General features: G+C 62.1%; 1 pseudogene. It reads left to right on the top strand.

The features are described 5' to 3' along the window. A pseudogene (locus GWC77_RS29365) lies at positions 1-228 on the top strand (IS5/IS1182 family transposase); the annotation flags it as partial. Positions 229-306: the final 78 nt, after the last annotated feature.

The following is a 306-nucleotide window of genomic DNA, read 5'->3' as shown; positions in this document are numbered from 1 at the left end:
GGGGCACAGATCGTGGTGCCGCCGCGATCGGGCGCGGTACGCAGTTGCGAAACCGGCCCGCCAACGCAGCGCGATCGCCATCTGGAGGCGATCGCCGCACAGGGACGACTGGCCTGGCAAAAGGCAATCGGTTACGGCCAGCGGGCGCTGGTGGAAACGACGATGGGGCGATACAAGGCACTGTGTGGCGCGACAATCTGGATGAGAGACGCGCGACAAACAAGATGAGAATGTCGCGGCGAGGTTGATGATGCCGATGTTGATTGACGCTGACAAGCGTTTGTTGATTGACGCGCGGCGCATGTT

The sequence above is a fragment of the Paraburkholderia sp. NMBU_R16 genome, from assembly GCF_013282575.1.
Classification (GTDB): Bacteria; Pseudomonadota; Gammaproteobacteria; order Burkholderiales; family Burkholderiaceae; genus Trinickia.
Note: the sequence above shows the minus strand (reverse complement) of the source record. Positions and strands in the feature narration are given on the sequence as shown.